This window comes from Luteimonas sp. Soil_C_16, from assembly GCF_057657295.1.
The window spans coordinates 315,927-336,407 of the sequence record NZ_JBDGIS010000003.1 but is presented as its reverse complement, the minus strand read 5'-3'; the positions used below and the strand labels follow the sequence as shown (position 1 = coordinate 336,407).

Below are 20,481 nucleotides of genomic sequence, written 5' to 3'. Positions count from 1 at the left end.
GACTCAGGCCTCGAACGCAGGAGACAGGAAATTGCGCAGTACGCGCGCGCCGACCGCGGCGGAGCGCTCGGGATGGAACTGCGTGCCGGCGATGGGCCCGCGTCGCACGGCAGCGGCGAACGCCTGGCCGTGATCGCCGGCCAGCACGCAGTCATCGGTGACCGGCGCGGCGAAGCTGTGGACGAAGTAGGCCTGCGCGCCGTCGACGCCTTCGACCAGCGCATCGGGCCGCGTTGCGCGCAACGTGCTCCAGCCCATGTGCGGCACACGCAGTCCCGGACCGCCGCGCAGGCGCGACACCCGCCCCGGCAGCAAACCGAGACCGGCGACCTCGCCCTCTTCCGAGGATTCGAACAGCAGCTGCATGCCGACGCAGATGCCGAGCAGCGGCCGCTCCAGCGTGCGCAGGACGTCGACCAGATCGAGCTGCTGCAGCCGCGCCATGACCTGCGCCGCCGTGCCGACACCGGGCAGGATCACACGGTCGGCAGCGCGGATGCTCGCGGCGTCGGTGATCAGTGCCGCGTCGATGTCGAGACGTTCGAAGGCGTAGCGCACCGAACCGGTGTTGGCGCCGCCGGCGTCGACGATGACGACGCGCATCACAACGTCCCCTTGGTACTCGGCAGCGCATCGCCACTGCGGCGCACGGCCTGGCCGAGCGCGCGGGCGAAGGCCTTGAAGCAGGCTTCGACCTTGTGGTGGTCGTTGTCGCCTTCGACCTTGATGTTGAGGTTCAGCGCCGCTGAATCACAGATCGAGCGGAAGAAATGCTCGACCAGTTCGGTCGGCATGTCGCCGACGCGTTCGCGCACGAAGCGGCCGTCGAACACGAGATACGGTCGGCCGCCGAAATCGAGCGCGGCGCTCGCCAGCGTTTCGTCCATTGGCAACGTGAAGCCGTAGCGCGCGATGCCGCGCTTGTCGCCGAGCGCGTCGCGCAGCGCCTGGCCCAGCGCGATGCCGGTGTCCTCGATCGTGTGGTGTTCGTCGATCTGCAGATCGCCTTCGGCCTGCACGACCAGCGAAATGCCGGCGTGCTTGCCGATCTGGTCGAGCATGTGGTCGAAGAACGGCAACCCCGTCGACACGCGCGCGTCCGATACGGCGTCGAGATCGAGTTCGACGCGGATGCGGGTTTCCTTGGTGTTGCGCACCACGGTCGCGCGGCGCGGCGCATCGCAAAGTTCATGCGCGATGCCGGCCCAGTCCCACTCGCCGCCGAACTGCGCGGTGCGCAGCTTGAAGCCGCGGATGCCCAGATTCTCCGCGAACTGGATGTCGGTATCGCGGTCGCCGATCATCGCCGAGCGGTCGAGATCGATGCCGCGGTCGCGCAGGTAGTGCATCACCAGACCGAGCGCCGGCTTGCGGGTCGGTGCGTTGTCGGCCGGCCAGCTGCGGTCGACCAGCACTTCGCGGAACACGATGCCCTGGCTCTCGAAGATACCGAGCATCAGATCGTTCGGGCCGTCGAACGTGGCCTGCGGATAGCCTTCGGTCCCGAGGCCATCCTGGTTGGTGACGATGACGAACTCGAAGCCCGCATCGCGCAGGCGCAGCAGCGCCGGAATCACGCCGGGCACGAAGCGCAGCTTCTCGAACGCGTCGATCTGGAAATCCGCCGGCTCCTCGATCAGGGTGCCATCGCGGTCGACAAACAGGATCTTCTGGCCACGCGCAGTCATGCCGCGATCTCCAAGGCTTGCAGGGCGGAGAGCACGCGCGCGTTCTGCGCGGGCGTGCCGAGACTGATGCGCAACGCGTCGCCAAGTTGGGGCGCAGCGCGCTGGTCGCGCACGACGATGCCGGCCGACAGCAGCGCGGCGAACGCGCGATCGGCATTGACGAAGCGCACCAGCAGGTAGTTGCCGGCCGACGGATACACCCGGCGCACGCCCGGCGTGGTCGCCAATGCCGCGGCCAGCGCATCGCGCTCGGCGATGGTCTCGGCCACGCGCGCCTGCGTGACCTCCAGCGCCGCAGGCGACAGTCCGGCAAGCGCGAGATCGGCGCACGGCGTCGGCACCGGATACGGCGCCTGACAGCGGCGCAGCACCGCGATGATGTCCGGATGGCCGATCGCCACACCGATACGCGCGGCCGCCAGCGCATGCGCCTTCGACAGCGTGCGCAGCACGACGATGTTGTCGTGCGCGGCGAGCACGGTTGTGGCCGAGTCCGCGCCGGCGAATTCGATATAGGCCTCGTCGACGACGACGACCGCCCGACCCGCCAGCGCATCGGCAAGACCGGTCACGTCGGACAGCGGCACCAGCCCGCCGGTCGGATTCGACGGGGAGCAGAGAAACACAAGTCGGGCCGAACGCGCGAGCGCCGCGGTGCGAACCGCTTCGACATCGACCGTGAATCCATCGGTGCCATCGACCAGCGGCGTTTCGATGAAGTCGGCGCCCTGCAGCCGCGCGCTGACCGCGTACATGCCGAACACCGGCGGCGTCGCCAGCACGGCATCGCGACCGGGCACACACAGGGCGCGCACCAGCAGATCGATCGCCTCATCGCTGCCGCGGCCGATCAACAATTGCCCGACATCGACGCCATACAGCTCGGCCAGGCACGCCTGCAGTTCGGGCGGCTGCGGCGACGGATACCGCCGGCAGCGGCCGTCGGCGTCGCCCGGATTCGACAGCGGCGCCTCGTTGGCGTTGAGCCAGACGTCGCCTTCGAGCCGCTGCGTGCGCGCCGACGCATAACCGGCGAAATCGCGCAGATCCTCGCGGACCATATCCAGCACGCTGCTCATGCCGTGGCCTTGGCGATGCGTAGCGCGACCGCGTTCGCATGCGCGTCCAGACCTTCAGCGCGCGCCATCGTCACCGCGTCCGGACCGATTGCACGGATGCCGGCAGCGTTCGCCGACTGCACGCTGACCGTGTTCTGGAAGCTCGACACACTCACCCCGCTCCAGGCGCGCGCCGCGCCGCCGGTGGGCAACACGTGGTTGGTGCCGCTGCAGTAATCGCCGAGCGCTTCGGGTGTCCAGTCGCCGAGGAACACCGAGCCGGCGACCTCGACCTTGTCGAGCCAGGTGCGCGGGCTGCGCAGCGCGAGGATGAGGTGTTCGGGCGCGTAGCGGTTGCTGATGTCGAACGCGGTATCGAGCGTGTCCACCAGCAGCAGACGCGAGCGCGCCATCGCTTGGCGCGCGATCGCGGCACGCGGCAGGGCCGCGAGTTGCGTGGAGAGTTCGGCCCGCACTTTTTCCAGCAACGCGTCGTCGTCGGACAGCAGCAACACCTGCGAGTCCGGGCCGTGTTCGGCCTGCGACAGCAGATCGGCGGCGACGAACGCTGCATCCGCGCCCGCATCGGCGATCACCAGCACTTCCGACGGGCCCGCCGGCATGTCGATTGCGACCGTGCCCGACTGCGCGACCTGCTGCTTGGCTTCGGTGACGAAGCTGTTGCCCGGCCCGAACAGCTTGTCGCAGGCCGGCACGCGCAGCGTTCCGAAGGCCATCGCGGCGATCGCCTGCGCGCCCCCCAGCTTGAACACGCGGTGCACGCCGGTGAGTTTCGCGGCGACGAGGACGGCCGGGTCTGCGCTGCCATCGGGACGCGGCGGCGTGCACAGCACCACCTCGCGACACCCCGCCAGACGCGAGGGCACGCCCAGCATCAATGCGGTCGACGGCAGCGGCGCGGTGCCGGCAGGCACGTACAGGCCGACACGCGGAATCGGCCGCACGACGCGCGCGCAGTTGACGCCATCCGCGGTGTCGACGTTGTAGCCCGAGGTCATGCCAGCCGCGTGGAAGCGCTCGATGCGCGCGGCCGCGTTGATCATCGCCTGACGCAGGTCCGCAGGCACCGAGGCTTCAGCGGCGGCGAATTCGTCTGCGCCGACCTCGAAGTCTTCGAGCACGACGCGATCGAAACGTTCGGTCAGTTCGCGCAGGGCGTCATCGCCGCGCGTGCGCACATCGTCGAGCACATCGGCGACCGCGCTGCGCGTCTGCGCGGCCACGGTCTGCGAGGGCCGGCGCAGCAGTTCTGTACGGGTCTCCGCATCCGCGGCATCCCAGTCGACGATCGCGGGAATCGCGCTGTCGATGGACGAAGTTCTGGTGGCGCTCATGCCAGCATCCGCTCCACCGGCAGCACCATCAGCCCGGCGGCACCGGCCTGTTTCAGCGCTTCGAGGCGCGGCCAGGTCATCTCGCCGTGGCAGAGCACCTGCAACGCGACCTTGTCGCTGCCGTCGACCTGCAGCAGCGTCGGCGCTTCGGCGTCGGGCAGCAGCTTGAGCAGCGCGTCCACGCCGTCGCGGCGCGACTGGAACATCACCAGCCGGCTGTCGCGCAGTCGCAGCACGCCGTCGAGACGACGCAGCAGCAGTGACGCGAGTTCGCCGCGGACATCGGCGAACGGCGTGACCGGCCCGGCCAACACCGCTTCGCTGGTCATCAGCGTGACCGCGGGCTTGAGCTGGTTCGCGGTCAGCGTGGCCCCACTGGAGACCAGATCGCAGATGACGTCGGCCTGGCCCAGACGCGGCGCGATCTCGACCGAACCCGAGAGATTGACGATCGTCGCCTGCACGCCCTGCGCGTCCAGCCACTGCTGCAGCAGGCCCGGATAGCTGGTCGCGATGCGGCTGCCCTGCAGCTGCGCCGGCCCGGTCCATTCGGTGGATTCGGGAATCGCGATATCGAGCCGGCAGCCACCGAAACCGAGACCGCGCACGGCTTTCGAGACCTGCGGCAGGCCACGCAGCGCGCGATCCGCGCCGACCTCGTCGAGCACGTTGCGACCGACGATGCCGTAATCGCAGACGCCATCGGCGAGCAGGCCCGGGATGTCGTCGTCGCGCACCAGCAGTAGATCGACCGGCAGCGTTTCGCCGTAGCAGAACAGCTTGTCGCGGCTCTCGCGCCAGGACAGGCCGCAGGACGCGAGCAGCGCACGCGCCGGCTCGCTCAGGCGACCGGACTTCTGGATGGCGATGCGCAGGCGATCGCGCGTGGCGCCGCCGTTCACAGGACTCATGGGGATGACCTCAGTGGGATTCGGGTGTGCGCGCCACACGGCGCGCCGCGATCGCATAGCCGCCGGCGCCACGATCGAGCGTGCGCGCGACGCGGCCGACGGTCGTCACGCTGACGCCGGTGCGCTCGTGGATTTCGCGATACGGCACGCCCTGCTGCAGCAGCGGCACCACGCGCCAGCGATCGACCAGCGCTTCCAGCTCCGCCGGCGTGCACAGATCGTCGAGAAATCGCGCGACCTCGTCGGCCGTCTTCAGCTGCGCGAACGCACGCGCCAGCGCCGTCAGCGAGGTGCTGGCTTCATGGTCCGGCAGGGGTTCGGGGCGTTGCTTCACGGGCGCGGGTCGACGTATCAATGTAATAGCGTGCTAGTACATTACGCCAATTTGCTGCAGAGTCAATCCCGGAATGGCTGCCAGGCCGCACACGTGTTCGAATGCATCCATCCCCGCCGCGAAGGATCGCGATGTTCCGAAGCCTCGCTGTCGTCTGTTTCGCAGTCCTGCTGTGGATGCCCGCGCGTGCGGCAGACACGGACGGCGCAATGCCGCCGTTCGTCACATCGACAGCATTGACCGACTGGCTCGCCCGCCACCCGTCACCCCTGGATCAGGCGCCGCCCCATGCGCGCGAACTGTTCATCGAGGCGCTCGACTTCGGCCCCAGGGGTGTCCGCAGCTTTCCGTACGCCGAGCTCGCACCCGAACTGACCACTGCGGAACTGGCCGAGGTGCAGCGCCTGCTGCTCGCCGAAGCACTGCCCCTGCCCGGCCTTGAGATCGAGGAAGCGGCGCGACTGCGGGCTGCCCGCGCTGCAGGCGCGCTCGCGGGTCCTTCGGCGCGCGTGCTGGCCGCCTACCGCGACTGGCGCAGAACGGCCGAACCGACGGAGATGTCCGGCCTCGCCATCGACCGGCTGGCCACGGAGCAGGCACGTGCCGGCAGCGACGCGGGCGAGGACCTGCGCCTGCTGCACCGGGCAGCCCTGGAGCGTGCGGACGAATTCCGAGACGACGCCCGTCTCGACACTGCACGCGCCCTGCATGCGCGCCTCCATGCCGAGGGACTTGCGACCCGGCAGGACCACCGGTCGCTGCAGCGCCTGCTGCTCGTCAGCGGTCGTATCGACGCAGCCCGGACTTTTACCGCAGGCGTGCCCGAAGCGCGCCTGCCAGCGGTGCCGCGGTTCGATGTCTCACGGTCGCCCGGGCAAGGCACCGTGCGTATCTGGCGGATCGACGGGGACGACGGCGACGTGCCCACCCTGCGCCAGCACCCGCTGGATCTCGGCCTCCGCATCGTCGTCGTGACGTCGCCCGGCTGCGGCTTCAGTCGCGCAGCCGCCGCCGCGATCCCGTCCGACCCGATACTCGGCCCCATCTTCGCGGAGCACGCGGTCTGGCTGATCGCGCCCGACGCGATCGCGGATGTGGCAGCCCTGCGCGCATGGAACCTGCGCAATCCGGACGCCGAGATCGGGATCGCCGTCGATGCCGCACAGTGGCCTGTCGCACTCGACACGACGCCGCAGTTTCTGGTCTTCCGCGACGGACAGCTCGTGGCGCATGTCAGCGGATGGCGTCGCGATGGCAGTGATCGCGACGCCCTGAACGCGGCGCTGGCACAGGCTGGATTGCTGCATTCCACCTCGGGCAGCGCTGCTCCGGCGAACATCGGGGACACGACTTCCGGACACAGGTGATTCATGCGCGAACGATTGCAGGCACTGCTCGATGCGGGACGCGACGATGCGCTGCTGCGCTTCGGGTTGGGCAACGCCTGCCTGCAGGCAGGCGATTCGGACGCCGCCGCCACGCATCTGGCGGCGGCGACGCGGCACGATTCGGACTACTCGGCGGCGTGGAAGCTGCTCGGCAAGGCGCTGCTGGCACTGGGTCGCGAGGGCGAGGCCGAAACGGCGTGGCGCGCGGGACTGGAGGCGGCAGCGCGGCGCGGCGACGTGCAGTCGTCGAAGGAGATGACGGTGTTCCTGCGGCGTATCGAGCGCGGGCGGCAGTTGGAGTCTTGAGCGATACGTGCAATGCCGCGGCTGGAGCGTGGGAGCGCGCATGCGCGCGATGGGCTTGCCCGGTAAAACCGCTTCGCGCGCAAGCGCGCTCCCACCGGAGATGGCGGCGTGTCAGTCGACGCGCTTGCGCGCGTGCATCGCCATCCACGCGAGCGCGACGCCCGACAACGCGCCGACCGACGACATGAACACCCGAGCGGCGAGGAAGTTCGGGTCGTGGATCTTCTGCAGTGCGATGCGCGCGTAGACCGGCGATTCGAGCCGCACCACGCCCATGTAGAACAGATGCCAGGCGTCGATGCCGGTCGCGACCGCCAGGGCGACGAGGCTGCCCCAGCCGATCGCATGCCCGTGCGCCCAGCGGCTGCGTGCGCCGAGCCAATGGAACACGAGATAACAGACCGCGCCGACCCCGAGCGCGATCAGCGCCGCCTCCAGCACGCCCAGCCAGCCGAAATGCAGCGCGAGGTTCAAGCGGCCGGGCCGGAAGACTGCACGCGCCAGCGCGGCAACACGCCGAGCAGTGCGCCTTCGGACACCAGTTTCACCGCGGCGGCGACTTCGCCGTCGAGCGCGCGGTCGCGATCGAGGAACGGGATCGCCTCGCGCACGATGGCGTGCGCCGCAGCGACGATCTCACCGGGATGGAAGGGTTCGCAGGCGGCGAGTTCGGCACGTAGCGCTTCCACTTCGTCGACGAAGGCGTCGCGGGTCGGCCGATCCGACGCGGGACCGCCCTGCACCTTCGCCGCCAGCGCTTCCGCATCTCCGCGTCGCGCGAGATCGCGCGCGGCGTTGATCATATCGACCCGCAGATCGAGCGCCTGCGCGGCGGTGTAGATCTCCAGCGCCAGCACCTTGCCCAGATCCTCGGCCATCGACAGCACGTGGCGCGCCTCGTTGGTGCCCATCGACACGTGGTCTTCGGCGTTGGCGCTGGTCGGGATCGAGTAGACGCTGGCCGGATGCGCGCGCGTGGCGAGATCGTTGACGATCGCCGCCGCGGTGTACTGCACGATCATGTAGCCCGACTCGGTCGCGTCCTCGTTGCCGATCAGGAAGCCCGGCAGACCGTCGTTCGTCGACGGATCGACCAGCTTGTTGAGACGACGTTCGGAGATCGACGCCAGCACCGGAATCGCGGCCTTGACGTAGCTCATCGCCAGCGCGAGCGGCATGCCGTGGAAATGGCCGGCGGAGATGACCTTCTCCTCGACGTGCTCGGCTTCGCGATCGGGGAACACCAGCGGATTGTCGGTGACCGCGTTGAGTTCGATCTCGAACACGCGCTTGCCCTGCTCGATCGCATCGCGCACGGCGCCGTGCACCTGCGGAATGCAGCGCAGCGAGTAGCTGTCCTGCGGCTGGTGCTTCTTGCCGCCTCGAAACGGACGGAAGCGCGTGTAGAACTTCTCGCGGCCGTGGCGCTGGTCGCTCGGCACCCAGTCCCAGCCGATGTCGAAGCGCAAGGCCTGCGCCTCGGCGGTGTCCCAGCTCGTCGGCAGCCACGGCCGGAAGCGCGGCACGAGGTGATACGGAATGTCGGCAAGCGTGGAGCCGGCGAGCAGTTCGCGCAGATGCGCGGCCACCTCGACCTGGCCCGGATGCGGGCGCAATGCGTGCACGTCCGGATCGAAGGCGCCGAGACGACCGGCGAAGGCGTCGATCGTCATCGCCGCGGCGAGATCGGCGGTGTCGAGCAGCGCGTCTAGCTTCTGCAGCGCGAGCACGCCGGTGGCGAGCATCTGCGCGGTGCCGTTGTTGAGCGCCAGGCCTTCCTTGTACGACAGCGTGACCGGCTCGAGACCGGCGCGCTTCAGCGCCTCGGCGCCCGGCATCCGCTCGCCGTCGACGAAGGCTTCGCCGCCGCCCAGCAGCACGATCGCCAGATGCGACAGCGGCGCGAGATCGCCGGACGCGCCGACCGAGCCCAGCGCCGGCACCACCGGCACGACTCCCGAATTGAGCAGCGCGGCCAGCGCCTGCAGCGTCTGCACGCGGATGCCCGAATGGCCCTTGAGCAGTGTGTTGATGCGGATGCACAGCATCGCGCGCACCACGTCCGCGGACAGCGGCTCGCCGACGCAGACCGCGTGGGTCACGATCAGGTTTACCTGCAGTTCCTCGTGCAGCGAACGGCCCGAAGGCGTCGCGCCCGGCAGATCGTCGCGCAGCGGACGCGCACCGAGCAGACGGTCGGCATTGCTGCCGAAGCCGGTCGACACGCCGTAGATCGGTTCCTCGCGGCGCACCTGCTCGGCGAGGAAATCGGCAGCGCGGGCGACGCCCTTCAGCGCGTCGTCGTCGAGCGCGACCGGTGCGCCGTGCGCGACCATGACCAGCTGCGCGCGCGTCAGCGAACGGCCGTCGAGGCGGATGGGCGTCACGATGCATCTCCTTCGCAATGAACAAAGATGCGTACCTCAACCGCATCGCATTTCCGTTCTACCGGCGCGGTCATTGGCGGCCCCAGTCGATACTCCTGACTACAGCGCCGCGCTGCTTCCGATGCAATATCCGCGCGAGCGCGCGCTTCGCCGCCATCATCGAGACAGCGCCATGCTACTGCGCCGAAGCTGCCGCTCGCAGCCTCGACAACGGAGATGTTCGGCTCATCGGAACAAGCAGATAACGAAACGATCAACAGCGCTGCTAAGCAGTTCAGCGAGTTGAGCCTCACGGCATCGACCTCGCCTGCTCGCGCTCGACCAGCAGCGTGCGCGGCAGGTCGTCGTCGGCGACCTCGAACTGTTCGCCGCGGCGCAGATCCTTGACCGCGACCACGCCCTTGGCGGCTTCGTCCTCGCCACGGATCACGACGAAGCGGATGCCGGCGCGGTCGGCGTACTGCATCTGCTTGGCGAGCTTGCGCGGTTCGAGCTGGGTTTCGACGTTGAGCCCGCTGCCGCGCAGGCGCTGCGACAGCGCGAGCGCGTCGGGCAGCGAGGCATCGTCGAGCAGCGTGACCAGCACGTCGACCGAGCTGTCGGCGGTGGCGATCAGACCGGCTTCGCGCAGCTGCCAGAACAGGCGCGTCAGGCCGATCGAGATGCCGACGCCCGGCAGCTTCGACTTGGTGTAATGGCTGGCGAGATTGTCGTAGCGGCCGCCCGAGCAGATCGAACCGATCTGCGGATGCGCATCGAGGACCGTCTCGTAGACCATGCCGGTGTAGTAATCGAGGCCGCGCGCGATCGACAGGTTCAACGCGTAGCGCGATTCCGGCACGCCGAGCGCGCGCAGCTGGTTGAGCAGGTCGCGCAACTCATTGCGGCCCTCTTCGAACAGCCCGGTGCCGGCACCGAGCGCGTCGAGCTTCGCCAGCGCATCGTCGTGGCCGATCGAGCGTACGCGCGAGAACGCGAGCAGACGTTCGGCGACCTCGTCGGACAGGCCGAAGTCTTCACCGGTCAGCGTGGCGCGCACCGCGTCCTCGCCCCGCTTGTCGAGCTTGTCGATCTCGCGCAGCACCGTCATCTGCCGCGTGTCGTCGATGCCCTGCCCTTCGAAATAACCGCGCAGCAGCTTGCGGTGGTTGAGCTGGATCGTGAACTCGCCGATGTCGAGCGCGGCGAACACCGCGCTGATCACCGCCGGCACTTCGGCGTCGTAACGCGGCGACAGCGAATCCTTGCCGATGACGTCGATGTCGCACTGGTAGAACTCGCGGAAGCGGCCGCGCTGCGCGCGTTCGCCGCGGTAGACGCGCTGCATCTGGTAGCGGCGGAACGGGAATGCGAGGTCGTGTTCGTGCTCGGCGACATAGCGCGCCAGCGGCACGGTGAGGTCGAAGCGCAGCGCCAGTTCCGGCAGGCCGTCGGCCGCCTTTTCCAGCGCGCCGGTGGACTGGACGAAATACACCTGCCGCTCGGTCTCGCCGCCGGACTTGGTCAGCAGCGTGTCCGACAGTTCGAACACCGGCGTCTCGATCGGCAGGAACCCGAAGCCCTCGAACGTGCGGCGGATCGTGTCCAGCATGCGCTGGAAGGCGATCTGGTCGCGCGGCAACAGTTCCATGACGCCGGGCGGGGTCCGGGGCTTGATCATGCGGGCAGGCTCTTCGGTGATGCGGATGAGGCGCCCATTCTACCGGGCAGCCGCGGGTGCGGTTTCCGACAGCTGTCCGTCGCGCAGCCACAGGTGGCGATCGACGAGGCCGTCCGGCAGCACGCCGTGGGTGATCAGCAGCAGGCTGCGGCCGGCCAGCAGTTCCGGCAGGTCGCCCAGCAGCGCATCGGCGGTGTCGTGATCGAGGCCTTCGGTGGGTTCGTCGAGCACCACCAGCGGCGCATCGCGCAGCAACGCGCGCGCCAGCGCCAGGCGACGGGCCTGACCGGCCGACATCGTCACGCCGGCCTCGCCGACCCAGGCATCGAGCCCGCCGATCCGCTCGGCCCAACCATCGAGCCGCACCTGCGCGAGCATCGCCCACAGCGTGGCGTCGTCTGCATCGGGTGCACCGAAGGCCAGGTTGTCACGCACGCGACCGGCGAACACCGGCGCGTTCTGCGGCAGCCAAGCGATGCGCGCATACCAGTGCGCCTGCGCCATCGCGCGCAGATCGATGCCCGCCCAGGTCACCTGCCCCGCCTGCGCTTCGGCGCTGCGCAGCAGCAGCGCGGTCAACGTGGACTTGCCGGCGCCGCTGTCGCCGCTGATCGCGACGCGCTCGCCGGGCGCGATGGTCAGATCCAGACCCTGCAGCACCGCCGGTCCATCCGCGGCCCACGCGAAGGTCACGTCGTCGAAACGCAAGGCGCCATGCGCAGGCACCGCGACCGGCTGCGCGGGATCGCCGACCGCAGGCGACGCACCGGCCACCGCATCGAGGCGCGCGATCGACGCACGCGCGGCCAGCAGCGCCTGCCAGGCAAGCCCGGCGCCGGCCCAAGCTTCGAACAGACCGATCGCGACGAAGAAGATCGCCGCGGCGTGCGCTGCCGGCAGCGTCCCGGCGGCGAAACCGGTCGCGACGCTCCACAGCAGGCCGAGCAATCCGATCCCGGCGATCCCGCCGTGCAGCGCCTGCGCATCGGCCAGGCGACAACGGCGCGTGCGTTCGAGCGTGGCGACGTCGTCTGCGTCGGCGTCCACGCGCGCCAGCCAGCCGGAAGTCGCATCGAGCGCGGCCAGATCGGCGCGGCCTTCATAGAGTTCGTGCAGGCGGGCGCGCAGCGCGGCGCGCCGTTGCGCGCGCAGGGTTTCCTCGGCGGCGCGGCGCCAGGCCACGCGCGCCGGCACGACGATCGCGAGCAGCGCGGCGATCAGCGCCAGCCACGCCGCACTGGGCGAGTGCAACCAAGCGACGATGCCGAGACCGAACACGCCGATGCCGAGCAAGGCCAGCAGGGGCCCGGTCGCGCGCAGCAACAGGCCGTCGACGGCGTCGATGTCGTCGAGCAGCCGCGCGAGCAGATCGCCGGTGCGCAGACGACCGAGCTGCGCCGGGCTCAGGCGCAGCGCGCGCGCGAAGAACCAGCTGCGCAGGTCGCGCGCGATGCGCAGCATCGCGTCGTGGCCGAGCAGTTTTTCGAGATAGCGCGACACGATGCGCGCCAGCGTCAGACCGCGGATGCCGGCCGACGGCGTGAAGAAATTGAAGCTGCCGAGTACCCCGAAAGTCAGCGCCGCGCCCGTGAGGAAGGCGCCGGAGACCCCGAGCAGGCCGACGCCGGCCACCAGCGTCAGCAGCATCAGCGCGACCGCGAGCAGCACCCCGCGGCGATGGCCACGCAACAGTGCGCGGGTCGATTGGATACGTGTCGGATCCCGAGCGCTCACGGCGCGACCTCCGCCGGCGCCGGCACCTGCCACTGCGCGCCGGCCCACGCCATCACCGCGTCGCTGTGGGTGGCGACGATGACGGTGCAGCCGTCGAGATGTGCGTCCAGCGCGGCGAGCAGATCGGCCTCGGTGTCAGGGTCGAGGAAGGCGGTCGGTTCGTCGAGCAGCAACAGCTGCGGCCGCAACAGCAGCGCGCGTGCCAGCGCGACGCGACGCGCTTCGCCGCCGGACAGGCCGAAGCCGCGCTCGCCGATCGGGGTGTCCATGCCCTCGGGCAGCCGCGATGCGAACCGCGTGACCTGCGCGACGCGCGCGGCCTCGGCGAGTTCGGCATCGCTGGCATGTGGCGCACCGACGCGCAGGTTGTCGGCAATGCTTCCGTGGAAGAGCCACGGACGCTGGCCGGCGAGCGCGATGCGCGTGCCAGGGGCGATTCGCACCTCACCGGATTCGGGCTGCAACCAACCTGCAATTGCATCGAGCAGCGTGCTCTTGCCGGAACCGCTGGGGCCGACGAGGGCGAGACGCGCGCCCGGCTGGATTTCCAGAGAGATGTTCTGCAGTGCGGGCGTGCGGGCTTCGGGGTGGCGCAGCGTGAGGTCGGAGATGCGGATAAGTGCCAGAGCTGGTGGTTCGCCAGTTGCGCCCCCTCCTCCGCTTGCGGGGCGACGTGCCCTCGGGGTGGAGGACTGGGGTGGGGGCGATGTCTGAGCGGCCGTGGTGTTCGTCGGCCCGCACGGTTTGCCCCCATCCCAACCTTCTACCCCGAGGGCACGTCGCCCCGCGCGCGGGGGAAGGGGCTCGTCTGCCGCGAGCTCGGGCAACCCATCGAACGCCGCTTCGATTTCCGCTACCGCCGCCAGCGCGTTCGCGCGGTCGTGGTAGTTCGCCGCCAATCTTCGCATCGGCGCATAGAACTCCGGCGCGAGCAGCAGGCAGAACAGGCCGGTCGACAGCGGCAGCGTTTCGCCGCGCAGGTCGAGCATGCCCAGATACGTGAAGCCGAAATACACCGCGACCAGCGCCACGCTGACCGACGCGAAGAACTCCAGCACCGCCGACGACAGGAACGCGATCCGCAGCACGCGCATGCTGCGCACGCGGATGGTTTCGGTCGCCTCGCCGACCTGCGCGAGTTCCGCGTCGCCACGGCCGTAGACGCGGATCAGATCCAGTCCGCGCAGGCGATCGGTGAAATGCGCACCGGCGCGCGCGAGTGCGGCGAGCTGGCGACGGCCGGCCGTTTCGGCGCCCTTGCCGATCAGCATCATGAAAAGCGGCGCCAGCGGCGCGGTCAGCAGCAGCACCAGACCGACGATCCAGTCGGCGGCGAACACCGCGACCAGGATCGCCACCGGCACCCACATGATTTCGGCGCGCGCGACCAGATAGCCACCGTAATAGCCGGCGGTCGCGTCGACGTGCCCGGTCGACAGCGCGACCAGCGCGCCGCTGCGTCGGCCACGCAGCCAGACCGGGCCGCGTGCGGCGACGGCGCCGGCCAGTCCGGTGCGCAGATGCGCGATCAGCGATTCGACGACATCCGCCTGCAGCCGCTGTCCCGCCCACACCAGCAGCGTGCGCGCGAGAAGCGTGGCGGCCAGCAGCATCAGCGGCGCATGCAGCGCATCGAGCCCGGCGCGCGCGGACAGCAATGCATCGAGCGCCCAGGCGATCGCTGCGGCCTGCGGAATCCACAGCCAGCCGGCCAGCACTTGGCAGGCGCAGGCGCGGCGATGACGGTCGCGCCACGGCGCGAGCTGCGCATCGAGCCAACCGCTCCGCCGACGCCGCGCATCGGCCGTGGATTCCGGCGACGGCGCACTCATGCGGAGGTGGTCATGCGGATGCGGACATGCGGGTTCCGGAACGCGGACACCGCACACCGGTATCGCGAGCCGCTATTATCGCAGCCCGCCGCGTCCGGGACGCGGCCGCCATCGCCTCCGATGCGCGGCTGCAAAATTCCCTTCACGAAGTGCTTGCCCTCCCCGAGGGTGCATCAGTAGAATGCGCGGCTCACCTTCGGGGTGTAGCTCAGTCTGGTAGAGCGCTACGTTCGGGACGTAGAGGTCGCAGGTTCGAATCCTGTCTCCCCGACCATCCGCAGCAATGCGGTAGGTGATATCGAAAACCGGCCCTTGCGCCGGTTTTTTCGTTTTTCCGGCCGTGCCCGGTTCGCGGCGATGGATGGTTCCCCCGCCGCCATGACTTCGCGTGCCCCCGCGCATTCCGCGCCCCGTCTGCTGCCTGTACTCGTGCTGGCCGGCATCGCCCTGTCCGCGTTCAACCTGCGCACCGCGGTGACCTCGCTGACGCCGCTGCTGGACGTGCTCGGCGACGTCTTCGACTTCGGTTCCACTACCGCCGGCCTGCTCGGCATGCTGCCGACGGCCGCGTTCGCGGTGTTCGGTGTCGCGACGCCGGCGCTGACGCGCCGCATCGGTCTCGAGCGCACCGCGCTGCTGGCGATGTCGCTGGCGGGCGGTGGCCTGGTGCTGCGCTCGCTGGCCGACGGCGTGGGCGTGCTGGGCCTCGGCGCGACGATCGCGCTGGCCGGCATGGGCATCGGCAATGTGGTGCTGCCGCCGCTGGTCAAGCGCTGGTTCCCGAACCGCGTCGGCGCGATCAGCACGCTCTACATCACCGTGTTGCAGCTCGGCACGATGCTGCCCGCGCTGCTGGCCGTGCCGGTCGCCGATGCCGCGGGCTGGCGCTGGGCGCTCGGCATCTGGTCGCTGACCGCATTCGCGGCGGCGTTGCCGTGGCTGTTGCTGCTGCTGCGCCATCGCGAATCGCTGGCACCGCCTGCGCCCATCGTCGATGCGCACGCCGTCGTCGCGCCGGCCGGCCGCGTCTGGCATTCGCCGATCGCGTGGGGCATGGCGCTGATGTTCGGCATGACCTCGCTGATCACCTACGCGATGTTCACCTGGCTGCCGCTGCTGCTGACCGAAGCCGGCGCGTCGCCCGCGTTCGGCGGCACGATGGTCGCGCTGTTCTCCACGCTCGGCCTGATCGGTGCGCTGGGCATGCCGTCGATCGCGGTGCGCATGCGCAATCCCTTCGTGATCGTGCTGCTGTGCGCGGGCTGCCATCTGGGCGCGTACGCCGGCCTGCTGTTCGCGCCGATGGCCGCGCCGGTGCTGTGGGTGATCCTGCTCGGCCTCGGCCCCAGCACTTTCCCGCTGGCCCTCACGTTGATCAATCTGCGCACGCGCACCCCGGGCGGCTCGGCCGCGCTCTCAGGCTTCATGCAGGGCACGGGCTACGCGCTCAGCTGCGCCGGCCCGCTGCTGTTCGGCGTGCTGCATGCCGCGACGGGCGGTTGGCGCTGGCCGTTCGCGATGCTGCTCGTGGCCGTTGCGGTCCTCGTGTTCGGTGGCTGGCTGGCGTGCAAGCCACGTTGGCTCGAGGACACCTGGTAGGCAGAGTCTGGTCCGCCCAGACCCGACGTCAGCACGCCTGTACAGGTTCTGTTGAGAATTTTCTTATGGTGCTGAACCGGTTCAGCCAGAACCCTGTTCAGTCGCTATCTTCACGCGAACGTGTTTGAAAACTGCATCGAACCGGCCGGTAATTCACACGATTGCGTGACGCGCTCCTCACTTTGTAACCGCCAGCATCCCGCCGCCGCTGCACCTGTCGTGCAGCTCCTAGCCCAAGCGAGATGCCGTGCCCGTCTGTCCGCGCCGTTCCGGTCACCCCCGTTCATCTGAATTGCGACCGCGCGGTCTGTGCCGGGCACTGGTCCTCGCCTGCCTCATCGCGCCGCTGGCCGGCGCGGTCTGGGCGGTGTCGGATCCGGACGTCCGCCGGCAGGCGGAGCAGTTGCGCGAACAGAATCGCCCCGCCGAAGCGCTGCTGGTCGTCGAGCGCCGCCTCGCGGCAGCGCCCGATGACGACGATGCGTTCCGCCTGCGCGCGCTGATCCTCACCGACCTCGGCAGCTCGCGACTCGCCATGGAAGCGATGCGCCAGCGTCCGCAGCTGTTCGCCGATCACGAGCGCGAGCGCATCGAAGGCGACGCGGTCGCACGGTCCATCGGCTGGGGCCGGGTCGAACCGGAGACACCGGACGCGCGACTGGCCGAGTCGCGCGCCGCGCTGGCCGAACTCGAAGCGCTGCAGCGGGATGCGCCGCGCCAGACCAACTGGGAAGCCACCCGCCTGCGTGTCGACGCGCTGTCGGCGCTGAACCACCTGCAGCAGCACGAAGCCGTCGTCACCGGCTACCAGGCGCTGCTCGACGATGGCATCGAAGTGCCCGCCTACATCCTCGGCACGGTCGGCGATTCGCTGCTCGCCCTGCGACGCCCGGCCGAGGCCGTCCCGGTGCTGGAGCGCGCGATCGCCCACGCACCGCACGACGTCAACGCCCGCATCCTGCTCGGTTACGCCTTCATCGAGACCGAGCGCTTCGACCGCGCACTGCCCCTGTTCGAAACGCTGGCCGCATCGCAGGAACCCTGGCCGCGTCACGCCGGCGCGCGCAACGGCTACGAGAACTGGGACCGTTACAGCGCCGACCTCAATCACGCGCTGGCGCAGTCCTACGCCAACGACAACGCACGCGCGGAGACGATGCTGCAGGCGCAGGCCGGCATCGGTCCGAACAACCCCGGCCTGCAGGCCGCCTACGGCGCGGTGCAGTCGCGCAGGCTGCGCCCGGCTGCCGCGCTCGAACGCTACGAGATGGCGCTGACGATGGCACCGCAGGACCGCGATGCGCTGGCCGGCCGCGTCGGCGCGCTGACCGCGCTCGACCGGATCGACGAGGCGCGCGATGCGCTCGGCGCCCTGCAGCGCGCGCATCCCGAAGATCCACGGTTGGACCGCGTCGAACGCGATCTCGAACGCCACCGCGGCGTCCAGGCCACGCTGTCGGCGGATCGCGGCCGCAGTCGGCAACGCGAGGGCGCCGGCACGTCGATCTCGCCGTTCGGCAGTCGCGATGGTGGCTGGGCGCTTGAGATGCGTTCGCCCCTGATCGACGACCGCTGGCGCGTCGGCGTGTTCGCGCACGAGGACTGGGCCGATTTCATCGACGGCCGCACGCGCCATCGCGCGGCAGGCGTCGGCACCTGGTATCGCCACGACAGGCTCGGCGCCTGGGCGACGCTCGGCGCAGCGGGCGGTGCATCGAGCGGCGCGACGTGGACGCTGGGCGCCGACTGGCGCTTCAGTGATGCCTGGCGCGCCGGCGTGGAAGTCGCGCGCAACGCACAGGACACGTCGCTGCAGGCGCGCCGCCTCGGCATCGACGCCGACAGCGCGACGCTCACCGCGTCGTACGTGCCCAGCGACACCTTCGCCCTGCAGGGCCGCCTGTCGCGACTGCGCTACGACGACGGCAACACGCGCGACCAGCTCGGCGTCGATGCGACGCAGCGTCTGCTGACGCGTCCGCATCTGATGATCGACGGCCTGCTGTCGGCGTACACCAGCCGCGGCTCGCGCGGCGACACGGTGGGCTACTTCAATCCCGAACGCGACGCGTCGGCGAGCGTTGGCCTGCGCTTCGACCACATCACCTGGCGGCGCTACGAGACCGCGTTCCAGCAGCGTGTCGAACTGATGGCTGGGCCGTACTGGCAGCGCGACGCGGGCACGCGCTGGGTGCCGTCGCTGGGCTATCGCCACCCGTGGCGGCGCGACGGCCATGAACTCGAATACGGCGTGGCGTGGTCGCGTCCTGTCTACGACGGCCTGCGCGAGCAGCGCGTCGCCTTCGATGTCGAACTGCGCTGGGGAGGTGCCCGATGATCGCGTCCACACGCACGTGGATCGCGGCCGCGCTGCTCGCGCTGCTGTCGGTCCTGTCGCCCGCGCACGCGTCGCTGCTGGTACTCAGCTATCACGACATCCGCGACGACGTGGCGCCGAAGGGCGATCCCGATCCCTACGCGGTGTCGACGACCAACTTCGCCCAGCACCTCGACTGGCTGCGCGCCCACGGCTACCAGGCCGTCAGCGTGCAGGCGGTCATCGATGCGCGCGCCGGTCGCGGCACGCTGCCGGACAGGGCCGTGCTGCTGACCTTCGACGACGGTCTGCGCAGCGCGTACACGCACGTGTTCCCGTTGTTGCGTGCCTACAACTGGCCCGCGCTGGTCGCGCCGGTCACGAGCTGGGTCGAACTGCCGGCGGATCAGGGGGTGCCGTATGGTCCGCGCGATTTCACCCGCGACGATTTCCTGACCTGGGCGCAGTTGCGCGAGATGCACGACAGCGGCCTGATCGAGATCGGTTCGCACAGTCACGATCTGCATCGCGGCCTGCCCGGCAATCCCTTCGGCAACCAGACGCCGGCCGCGGTGACCCGCATCTGGACCGAGGGCAGCGGCTACGAGAACGAGGCCGACTGGCGCGCAAGGATCGAATCCGATCTGCAGGCCAGCCGGACGCTGATCGAACGCAACGTCGGTCAAGCGCCGCGCGTGATCGTGTGGCCCTACGCCGCCTACAACGATGTCGCCAACGGCATCGCCACCGCGCTCGGCATGACGCTGTCGTTCGACCTCGAAGGTCGCGCGCAGGAAACCGACCTCGGCCTGCAGGGCGAGGCACGGGCGGACCAGGCCTCGCTCGCGAGCCTCGCGCGCCTGCTGATGCACCGCAATCCGGATGTGCGTGATCTCGCCGGTGAACTGCGGCGCGATCTGTCACTCGATGGCGTGCGCGCGATCCAGGTCGATCTCGATTACGTCTACGACGCAGACCCCGCGCAGTTGGCGCGCAATGTCGACGCGCTGGTGCAGCGCATGCAGGACATCGGACCCACCCATGTCTGGTTGCAGGCCTTCGCCGATCCCGACGGTGATGGCGCCGCCGAGGCGGTCTACTTCCCGAGCAAACACATGCCGGTGCGCGCCGACCTGTTCAACCGCGTCGCCTGGCAGCTGCGCACGCGCGCGCAGGTCCGGGTGTATGCGTGGATGCCGGTGCTCGGCTTCAAGCTGGCCGATGCGGAGCTGCAGCGCGAACTGCAGGTTGTCGCGACCGGCGAGAACGAGATTCCGCGTCTGGATCCCGGTGACCCGCGCACGCTTGCGATCGTCTCCGACATCTATGCCGAACTCGCGGCGAACAGCCATTTCGACGGTCTGCTGTTCCACGACGACGCCTATCTGCGCGACGACGAGATTCCCGCGTATGGCGGCGGCGTGCCCGCCGCGCGGACGCAGGCTCTGATCGATTTCACGATGGCGCTCAAGACTTCGGCCCAGCGCTGGCGGCCGAAGCTCACGACCGCGCGCAACCTGTTCGCACGGCCGGTGCTGGAACCGGCGTCGGAAGCCTGGTTCGCGCAGCGGCTCGAACCCTTCCTCGCGGCCTACGACACCACCGCGCTGATGGCGATGCCGCACATGGAGCAGGCCGACGATCCGCAGGCGTGGCTGCGCACGCTCGCCGATTCGGTGCGCGCGACGCCCAAGGGCGTGGAGCGCACGCTGTTCGAACTGCAGACCGTCGACTGGCGCGTGCCCACGCCGCTGCCCGGCGACACGCTGCGCGCGCAGTCGCGACTGCTGCAGGCGGCCGGCATCCGCCACCTGGGCTACTACCCCGACGATTTCATCGGCAATCAGCCAACGCTCGAGGACGCGCGCGACGCAATGTCCGCGCGCGCCTTCCCCTACCTGGAGCGTTGAGC

At 69.7% G+C, this 20,481-nt stretch carries 16 protein-coding genes and 1 tRNA gene; 6 read left to right on the top strand and 11 right to left on the bottom strand.

The window, feature by feature from the left end; all coding sequences use genetic code 11:
* Positions 1–3: 3 nt before the first annotated feature.
* From hisH to AC3A5T_RS07960, 6 genes are read right to left on the bottom strand one after another with little or no spacing between them, the layout of a single operon-like run.
* Positions 4–603 (bottom strand): imidazole glycerol phosphate synthase subunit HisH, encoded by a 600-nt coding sequence (gene hisH / locus AC3A5T_RS07985; RefSeq protein WP_487628101.1) that lies wholly within the window; start codon positions 601–603, stop codon positions 4–6.
* Entirely contained in the window at positions 603–1,688 is a 1,086-nt protein-coding gene (gene hisB, locus AC3A5T_RS07980; protein ID WP_487628100.1) for a bifunctional histidinol-phosphatase/imidazoleglycerol-phosphate dehydratase HisB, read from the bottom strand. The genes hisH and hisB overlap by 1 nt, the downstream gene beginning before the upstream one ends.
* A complete protein-coding gene (hisC, locus tag AC3A5T_RS07975) occupies positions 1,685–2,767 on the bottom strand; it encodes a histidinol-phosphate transaminase (protein WP_487628099.1) in 1,083 nt (360 codons plus the stop codon). Before hisC ends, hisB begins: the two co-directional genes overlap by 4 nt.
* A complete protein-coding gene (hisD, locus tag AC3A5T_RS07970; RefSeq protein WP_487628098.1) occupies positions 2,764–4,101 on the bottom strand; it encodes a histidinol dehydrogenase in 1,338 nt (445 codons plus the stop codon). Before hisD ends, hisC begins: the two co-directional genes overlap by 4 nt.
* Entirely contained in the window at positions 4,098–5,012 is a 915-nt protein-coding gene (gene hisG, locus AC3A5T_RS07965) for an ATP phosphoribosyltransferase (protein WP_332076941.1), read from the bottom strand. The genes hisD and hisG overlap by 4 nt, the downstream gene beginning before the upstream one ends.
* Positions 5,013–5,022: 10 nt before the next feature.
* Positions 5,023–5,346: a YerC/YecD family TrpR-related protein gene (locus AC3A5T_RS07960; protein WP_332076940.1), complete on the bottom strand. Its 324-nt coding sequence runs from the start codon at positions 5,344–5,346 to the stop codon at positions 5,023–5,025.
* A 209-nt stretch (positions 5,347–5,555) separates the two neighbouring features.
* Between AC3A5T_RS07960 and AC3A5T_RS07955 the strand changes: the two genes are divergently transcribed.
* Both AC3A5T_RS07955 and AC3A5T_RS07950 read left to right on the top strand, forming a co-directional pair.
* On the top strand, positions 5,556–6,713 hold the full coding sequence (locus tag AC3A5T_RS07955; protein WP_487628097.1) for a hypothetical protein: 1,158 nt from the start codon (positions 5,556–5,558) through the stop codon (positions 6,711–6,713).
* 3 nt (positions 6,714–6,716) lie between these two features.
* Positions 6,717–7,040: a tetratricopeptide repeat protein gene (locus AC3A5T_RS07950; protein ID WP_487628096.1), complete on the top strand. Its 324-nt coding sequence runs from the start codon at positions 6,717–6,719 to the stop codon at positions 7,038–7,040.
* Between the two features lie 111 nt (positions 7,041–7,151).
* Here the strand turns inward: AC3A5T_RS07950 and AC3A5T_RS07945 are convergent, their stop codons facing one another.
* The 5 genes from AC3A5T_RS07945 to cydD all read right to left on the bottom strand — a co-directional run bounded on the left by AC3A5T_RS07945 (position 7,152) and on the right by cydD (position 14,653).
* Positions 7,152–7,514: a hypothetical protein gene (locus AC3A5T_RS07945; RefSeq protein ID WP_487628095.1), complete on the bottom strand. Its 363-nt coding sequence runs from the start codon at positions 7,512–7,514 to the stop codon at positions 7,152–7,154.
* Positions 7,511–9,427: an HAL/PAL/TAL family ammonia-lyase gene (locus tag AC3A5T_RS07940; protein WP_487628094.1), complete on the bottom strand. Its 1,917-nt coding sequence runs from the start codon at positions 9,425–9,427 to the stop codon at positions 7,511–7,513. The genes AC3A5T_RS07945 and AC3A5T_RS07940 overlap by 4 nt, the downstream gene beginning before the upstream one ends.
* 289 nt (positions 9,428–9,716) lie before the next feature.
* Positions 9,717–11,087 (bottom strand): histidine--tRNA ligase, encoded by a 1,371-nt coding sequence (hisS, locus tag AC3A5T_RS07935; RefSeq protein ID WP_487628093.1) that lies wholly within the window; start codon positions 11,085–11,087, stop codon positions 9,717–9,719.
* A gap of 39 nt (positions 11,088–11,126) precedes the next feature.
* Complete coding sequence (gene cydC / locus AC3A5T_RS07930) at positions 11,127–12,821, bottom strand: thiol reductant ABC exporter subunit CydC (RefSeq protein ID WP_487628092.1); 1,695 nt, start codon at positions 12,819–12,821, stop codon at positions 11,127–11,129.
* The gene (cydD, locus tag AC3A5T_RS07925) at positions 12,818–14,653 is read right to left on the bottom strand and encodes a thiol reductant ABC exporter subunit CydD (protein WP_487628091.1); all 1,836 of its coding nucleotides are present in this window, start codon (positions 14,651–14,653) and stop codon (positions 12,818–12,820) included. Before cydD ends, cydC begins: the two co-directional genes overlap by 4 nt.
* A 197-nt stretch (positions 14,654–14,850) precedes the next feature.
* Here cydD and AC3A5T_RS07920 point away from each other — a divergent pair.
* The 4 genes from AC3A5T_RS07920 to pgaB all read left to right on the top strand — a co-directional run bounded on the left by AC3A5T_RS07920 (position 14,851) and on the right by pgaB (position 20,479).
* A tRNA-Pro gene (locus AC3A5T_RS07920) sits at positions 14,851–14,927 on the top strand.
* Positions 14,928–15,031: 104 nt separating this feature from the next.
* Positions 15,032–16,252: a CynX/NimT family MFS transporter gene (locus tag AC3A5T_RS07915; protein ID WP_487628090.1), complete on the top strand. Its 1,221-nt coding sequence runs from the start codon at positions 15,032–15,034 to the stop codon at positions 16,250–16,252.
* 292 nt (positions 16,253–16,544) lie between these two features.
* Entirely contained in the window at positions 16,545–18,590 is a 2,046-nt protein-coding gene (gene pgaA / locus AC3A5T_RS07910; RefSeq protein WP_487628089.1) for a poly-beta-1,6 N-acetyl-D-glucosamine export porin PgaA, read from the top strand.
* Positions 18,587–20,479, top strand: a complete 1,893-nt coding sequence (pgaB, locus tag AC3A5T_RS07905; RefSeq protein ID WP_487628088.1) for a poly-beta-1,6-N-acetyl-D-glucosamine N-deacetylase PgaB — start codon at positions 18,587–18,589, stop codon at positions 20,477–20,479. Before pgaA ends, pgaB begins: the two co-directional genes overlap by 4 nt.
* Positions 20,480–20,481 lie beyond the last annotated feature (2 nt).